The sequence below is a fragment of the Bacillus sp. NMTD17 genome (genome assembly GCF_002998735.1).
GTDB lineage: Bacteria > Bacillota > Bacilli > Bacillales > Bacillaceae > Bacillus.
Genome location: NZ_PVRH01000006.1, coordinates 303,944 through 310,591, shown reverse-complemented (window position 1 = coordinate 310,591; position 6,648 = coordinate 303,944). Strand labels below are relative to the sequence as shown.

6 protein-coding genes, 2 tRNA genes and 1 rRNA gene are annotated in these 6,648 nt (G+C 42.4%); 8 read left to right on the top strand and 1 reads right to left on the bottom strand.

Features of this window, described 5'->3' with window-relative positions; genetic code table 11:
• The first annotated feature begins 139 nt into the window (after positions 1-139).
• The 8 genes from rrf (at position 140) to tsaD (ending at position 4,320) form a co-directional block, all read left to right on the top strand.
• Positions 140-255 (top strand): 5S ribosomal RNA (rrf, locus tag C6347_RS17540).
• 18 nt (positions 256-273) lie between these two features.
• Positions 274-350: transfer RNA gene (locus C6347_RS17535), tRNA-Met, on the top strand.
• A 4-nt stretch (positions 351-354) separates the two neighbouring features.
• A tRNA-Asp gene (locus tag C6347_RS17530) sits at positions 355-431 on the top strand.
• 277 nt (positions 432-708) lie between these two features.
• Positions 709-1,686 (top strand): thiamine-phosphate kinase, encoded by a 978-nt coding sequence (gene thiL / locus C6347_RS17525; protein ID WP_060595644.1) that lies wholly within the window; start codon positions 709-711, stop codon positions 1,684-1,686.
• 12 nt (positions 1,687-1,698) lie between these two features.
• Complete coding sequence (gene tsaE / locus C6347_RS17520) at positions 1,699-2,175, top strand: tRNA (adenosine(37)-N6)-threonylcarbamoyltransferase complex ATPase subunit type 1 TsaE (RefSeq protein WP_106071928.1); 477 nt, start codon at positions 1,699-1,701, stop codon at positions 2,173-2,175.
• Positions 2,156-2,845 (top strand): tRNA (adenosine(37)-N6)-threonylcarbamoyltransferase complex dimerization subunit type 1 TsaB, encoded by a 690-nt coding sequence (gene tsaB / locus C6347_RS17515; protein ID WP_106071927.1) that lies wholly within the window; start codon positions 2,156-2,158, stop codon positions 2,843-2,845. The genes tsaE and tsaB overlap by 20 nt, the downstream gene beginning before the upstream one ends.
• Positions 2,846-2,870: 25 nt before the next feature.
• Positions 2,871-3,299, top strand: coding sequence for a ribosomal protein S18-alanine N-acetyltransferase (gene rimI / locus C6347_RS17510; RefSeq protein WP_024424460.1), 429 nt, complete (start codon positions 2,871-2,873; stop codon positions 3,297-3,299).
• A complete protein-coding gene (gene tsaD, locus C6347_RS17505) occupies positions 3,292-4,320 on the top strand; it encodes a tRNA (adenosine(37)-N6)-threonylcarbamoyltransferase complex transferase subunit TsaD (protein WP_034664904.1) in 1,029 nt (342 codons plus the stop codon). The genes rimI and tsaD overlap by 8 nt, the downstream gene beginning before the upstream one ends.
• A 271-nt stretch (positions 4,321-4,591) precedes the next feature.
• On the opposite strand, the gene C6347_RS17500 is transcribed toward tsaD, so the two are convergent.
• Entirely contained in the window at positions 4,592-6,514 is a 1,923-nt protein-coding gene (locus C6347_RS17500) for an ABC-F family ATP-binding cassette domain-containing protein (RefSeq protein ID WP_106071926.1), read from the bottom strand.
• Positions 6,515-6,648 lie beyond the last annotated feature (134 nt).

Sequence of the window (6,648 nt, the reverse complement as noted above, 5' to 3'; positions counted from 1 at the left end):
ATCAGGTTGATAGGTCTGAGGTGGAAGCGTGGTGACACGTGGAGCTGACAGATACTAATAGATCGAGGACTTAACCTATATTCTAATGTGAAGCTTGAACATTGTTATCTAGTTTTGAGAGAACATTCTCTCCATCAGGTTTGGTGGCGATAGCGAAGAGGTCACACCCGTTCCCATACCGAACACGGAAGTTAAGCTCTTCAGCGCCGATGGTAGTTGGGGGTCTCCCCCTGTGAGAGTAGGACGCCGCCAAGCTTGTCATATTTATATCATCGCGGGGTGGAGCAGTTCGGTAGCTCGTCGGGCTCATAACCCGAAGGTCGCAGGTTCAAATCCTGCCCCCGCAACCAAAATGGTCCGGTAGTTCAGTTGGTTAGAATGCCTGCCTGTCACGCAGGAGGTCGCGGGTTCGAGTCCCGTCCGGACCGCCATTTTTATGACTTGTAAACGAAAACGTATAGTTTCGTTTTTTTTTATGTCTTTTTCTTTTCGTACGTATCCAAGATGCAATGAATTGGTTTGTGTTTGGCTACACGTTATGTGAAAAGAAAAAGATAGATCACTTCAACCCAGCCTGGTTTTTTCATACCAGGCTTTCTTTATATCATTTTTAATTGGAATTGAAACTCATATTGGCTTACACTAATACTAATTATGTCTGACATCGTGTCTACTCAATCAATTGATTGCATGAAGGGGCTGCTTTTTATGGATGAATTTGATCTTATTCGCCGAATTACACCAAAAGAAACACATCAGCGTTCTTTGGTTATGGGCATCGGTGATGATGCAAGTGTTTATCAACCTCATTCACATTGTGAAGAGGTCGTTTGTGTTGATACAATGGTGGAGTATGTTCATTTTCGCTTTGATTTTTCCACACCTTTTGAGATTGGCTTTAAAGCACTAGCGGTCAATGTCAGTGATATCGCCGCAATGGGAGGAACCCCAAAGTATTATCTTGTATCGATTGCGATCCCCCCTCATGGTGATGAGACGATCGTCTCAGCTCTTTACGAGGGAATGAAAGCATTGGCTGACACCTATCATATGGATTTAATTGGTGGAGATACAGTCGCCACTCGCAGTGACTTTGTCATTACAGTGACGGTCATTGGCGAGGTTCCCAAGGGAACAGCTTGTTATCGTCACAGTGCTCAGACAGGAGACGTCGTCTTTGTCACAGGTGAGCTTGGTTCATCAGCTGCTGGCTTATCACTTTTAATGAACGAAGTAACCCCTACCAAGGCAGTCGACAAAGCCTTTTTTCTTGATCGTCATAAAAAGCCTCAGCCTCACATTGCTGCTGGACATATTTGCTCAAGCTTCCCACGGGTCACCTTGAATGATGTGAGTGATGGATTAGCGAGTGAGCTGAATGAGATAGCCGAAGCGAGTCATGTGACGATAGAGATAGAAGCAAACAAGCTCCCCACACATCCAGATTTACCAGTGCTGCGTAAAGACTGGCTGGAATGGGTGTTATTTGGCGGGGAAGACTTTGTATTAACTGGTACGATTCCAGAGGCTGATTGGGAAAGCTTTGAAATGCAATGTAGAAAAGAAGACATTCAAGTCAAACGCATTGGACAAGTCAAAGGTGATCAATCAGCAAGCGTTATATTAAAAGACAATAAACAGCAAACAATGTTAATGAAAAAAGGATATAATCATTTTAAGAAATGAGGTGACATAACTGTGAAATTAACATGGACGACAAAAGGTGCGGATGAGACGAAACGAATTGCCGCTGCTTTGGCCAAACTTGTGATGCCAAGCGATGTTTTGACATTAGAAGGGGATTTAGGTGCAGGCAAAACTACTTTTTCAAAAGGTTTTGCAGAAGGCTTAGGGATTACCCGTATCGTCAACAGCCCTACCTTTACGATTATTAAAGAATATACCGATGGCAGACTGCCACTTTATCATATGGACGTGTACCGCATGGAAGATGCGGAAGAAGATATTGGGCTCGAAGAATATTTTGAGGGCGAAGGTGTATGCTTGGTTGAGTGGGCACATCTCATTGGACCTCAATTGCCTTCCACCTATTTGAAAATAGAAATGCTGAGAACAGAACGTGAAGAAGAACGTCATCTCACGTTTAGTGCAAAAGGGGAACGCTATAAGACCCTTTGTAAGGAGATGAAAGAATTTGACCATACTGGCAATTGATACGTCTAACCATACACTAGGAATTGCCCTTGTAAAAGGTTCCACAGTGATTGGTGAGAGCATCACGTATTTAAAAAAGAACCATTCCGTCCGAGCGATGCCGACTGTTGAGGCATTAATGAAAGAATGTGGTGTAGCGCCAAGTGAACTAAGTAAAATCGTTGTAGCGAAAGGACCTGGTTCCTACACTGGTGTCCGAATTGGTGTGACCATTGCAAAAACACTCGCGTGGACGCTGTCTATCCCGATATCGGCTGTTTCAAGTTTAGAAACACTTGCGGCAAATGGTCAATACTTTGATGGATGGATCTCGCCACTATTTGATGCGAGAAGAGGACAAGTTTATACTGGGCTATATACGTTTGAAGAAGGAAAAATTAAAGAGATCAAACCAGACCAAAATATCTTGCTCACGGATTGGCTTCATGAGCTGAAGCAGACAGGAAAGCCTGTCCTATTTCTTGGGCAGGATGTGCATCTTCATGAAGAGAGCATTCGCTCCATTTTAGGAGAAACTGCTGTGATAGCAGAGGGAGCTTTTCAAAACCCAAGACCTTCAATGCTTGCGTTTTTAGGGACAGATCGTCCTGCTGAAGATGTTCATCAGCTTGTTCCTAACTATATTCGTTTGGCAGAAGCGGAAGTGAAATGGCTTGAAGGACAAAAATAATCTCAACATAACAGAGATTCGAAAAATGACGGTAGCGGACATTCCAGAGGTGTATACGATTGAAGTGCATTCATTTACTGCACCTTGGAAAAAAGAATCATTTGTCTATGAGATTCTCCATAACCAGTACAGCCATTATTTCCTCATTGAAGAAGATAAACAGCCTGTTGGGTATTGCGGGGTCTGGATCGTCATGGACGATGCACAAATTACGAACATTGCGATTCTCCCTGAGCATAGAGGAAAGGGCTACGGGGAAGCATTGCTGCGATATGTCATGGAATTTTGCAAAGAAAAAAAGACAGATCATCTTTCTTTAGAGGTGCGGGTTTCGAATACACCTGCACAATCCCTTTATGAAAAGCTTGGTTTCAGACCAGCTTCTATTCGAAAGAATTATTATACGGATAATGGGGAAGATGCATTGGTCATGTGGGTGAATATAAATGAGTGAACAAACAGATCGATTCATATTAGGTATAGAGACAAGCTGTGATGAAACAGCTGCATCCATTGTAAAAAATGGGAAAGAAATTGTGGCGAATGTTGTGGCCTCGCAAATAGAAAGTCATAAACGATTTGGCGGTGTTGTACCAGAAATCGCTTCAAGACATCACGTGGAACAAGTTACCATCGTATTGGAAGAAGTGATGACACAGGCCAATATGAGCTTTCAGGATTTAGATGCCATTGCTGTCACAGAAGGACCGGGCTTAGTCGGTGCCCTTCTGATCGGTGTCAACGCAGCCAAGGCACTAAGCTTTGCTCATCAGATTCCTCTTGTTGGTGTACATCATATTGCTGGGCATATTTATGCAAACCAGCTTGTAGATGAATTACAGTTTCCATGTTTGGCTCTTGTTGTCTCTGGTGGACATACTGAACTTGTGCTAATGAAGGAGCATGGATCTTTTGAGGTCATCGGAGAAACATTAGATGATGCGGCTGGAGAAGCCTACGATAAAGTGGCTCGAACGATGGGTCTCCCGTATCCAGGTGGACCTCATATTGATCGGTTAGCACATGAAGGAGAGCCAACGATTAAACTTCCTCGTGCATGGCTTGAAGAAGGTTCCTATCACTTTAGCTTTAGTGGATTAAAATCAGCTGTAATTAACACATTACACAATGCATCTCAAAAGGGAGAAACAATTGCTCCAGAGAATTTGGCAGCAAGTTTTCAAGCAAGCGTCATTGAGGTGCTTGTTGGGAAAACATTAAAAGCGGCTGAAGCCTATGGCGTAAAGCAGGTTGTCCTAGCTGGTGGAGTCGCTGCCAATAAAGGACTGAGAGAAGCTTTGACGACAGCATTCACAAAGCTACCTGACGTGAAGGTCATTATTCCGCCGTTATCTCTTTGCACAGACAATGCAGCCATGATCGCTGCTGCTGGAACCATTGCGTTTGAAAAGGGAATAAGAGGCGATATGGCGATGAATGGCCAGCCGGGCTTACCGCTTGTCTCATATGAATGAAAACTCCTGTGGATACACAGGTTTTTTTCATTTTCAATGAAAGCGATTTATTCACATGTAAACGTTATATATCCACAATTATTTGAAAATTTTGTTTTAAAATGAAGAGAATGTGTATAAAAAAGAAATTTTGTGTGGATATGTGGTTAAAAACCTGTGTATAAAGTGGATAAGTTCAAAATTTTTAAGAATAACAAAGAAGTTTTTGTGGATATTAATGTGGATAATAAATTTTCACTGAAAGAAAAAAGAGCACCCATTTGGGCACTCTTTAAGATTCGGATAGCTCTTCCCACTCCGCGAAAAGTGATTCAAGCTCTTGATTAAGCGTATCATTTTCTGTTTGAATGTCTTGGACCTTCTCATGATTTTGGAAAATAGCAGGATCACATAGAAGCTCTTCATTTTCACCAAGTTTCTCTTCAATGACAGCAATCCGCTTTTCAATTTCCTCGATTCTGCGCTGCTTTTGTCTTTCTTTCTTTTTCAGTTCTTTTTCTTCCGCATAAGAAAGCTTTGCTGTTTCTACTGGCTTTGCTGCTTGTTTTTTAAGCGGTTCATTTTCTTGAAACGCCTCAAGCTCTAATTGTTCATTTTTCTTTTCAAGGTAGTAGTCATAGTCACCAAGGTATTCTTTTGTTTCCGCTCGCGACAGCTCGAATACTTTCGTTGCTAGTCGATTAATAAAATAACGGTCATGCGAAACAAATAAGATGGTTCCTGGATAATCGATCAGCGCATTCTCTAAAATTTCCTTACTATCTAAGTCCAAATGGTTCGTAGGCTCATCAAGTATTAGGAAATTGGCTTTTTGGAGCATCAGCTTTGCCAGGGCAAGCCGGGCTTTTTCTCCACCGCTTAATGCATGAACGGGCTTTAAGACGTCATCACCAGAAAAAAGGAAATTCCCTAAACATGTCCGAATTTCTTTTTCATTCATATGAGGATAGTCATCCCAAAGCTCATTGAGCACTTTTTTGGAGGATGTCAGTTTGGCTTGTTCTTGGTCATAGTAGCCGATCGTGACATGAGATCCAAAGGTGATGTCGCCTTTTACAGGCGTTAATGTGTTCGTTAACGTTTTTAAAAGGGTTGATTTCCCGATCCCGTTAGGACCAATGAGTGCCACGCTATCCTCACGTTTGATCTGAAAAGAAAGGGAGGATAGGAGCGGTGTTTTTTCATCATAACGAATGTCGAGATCATGTACCTTCAGCACATCATTGCCGCTTTGTCTCGTAATATCAAAATGAAAGTTTGCGGATTTTTCATCACCTAATGGCTTATCTAAACGATCCATCCGTTCCAGCTGCTTGCGTCTGCTCTGAGCGCGCTTTGTGGTTGAGGCTCTTGCCAGGTTGCGATCTACGAAGTCTTGGAGCTTTGAGATTTCTCCTTGTTGCTTTTCGTAGAGCTTCATATCACGCTCTAGCTGCTCAGCTTTCAGTTCAAGATACTTACTATAGTTGCCTGCGAACTTTTTCATGGCAGTTCTTGAGACTTCATACACATGGTTCACCACTTTGTCTAAGAAGTAGCGGTCATGGGACACGATCAGAATGGCGCCTGTATAATTTTGCAAATATTGCTCCAGCCATGATAAGGTATCAATATCTAAATGGTTGGTCGGCTCGTCCAGAATTAAGAGTTCTGGTTTCATTAATAAGAGCTTTCCAAGCGCTAGACGGGTTTTCTGGCCGCCGCTTAAGGATTGAACGGTTGTCTCATCTTCAAAGTGACTAAAGCCCAGCCCATGAAGAATGGAGCGGACATCTGCTTCGTATTGATAGCCGCCTTGATCTTTAAATTCCTGCTGCAGTCTGTCATAGGTTTTCATGAGGGAATCCAGCTCAGAACCTGTGGAGGAAGCCATTTTCTCCTCAATGATTCTCATCTCTTGTTCTATCCCTTTTAAATGATCAAAAACCGATAATAATTCGTCTTTTAACGTACGTGTAGATGTCACATCGGTATGCTGTGCTAAATAGCCGATCGATAGGTCTTTCGGTTTGATGATCTCACCTTGCTCGTAAGACAATTGACCGGCAATGATTTTCAAAAGCGTGGATTTGCCTGCGCCGTTACGACCTACAATGGCAATCCGATCCCTTGCTTTGACTTCTAATTTTATATTCGTTAAAACGGTATCAGCACCAAACGATTTGGACAGCTGATTCACTTGTAGAATCATCATGTAACTTCACCTCTGCTATAATATGTTAAGTGTAGCTTATCAGCAGTAAACCGGCAAATGTTACATACAATCGCCATATTCAAATGAAAGACAGATAGGAAAAAATAGTGTATCATTTGAGTGAGGGAGCGTTG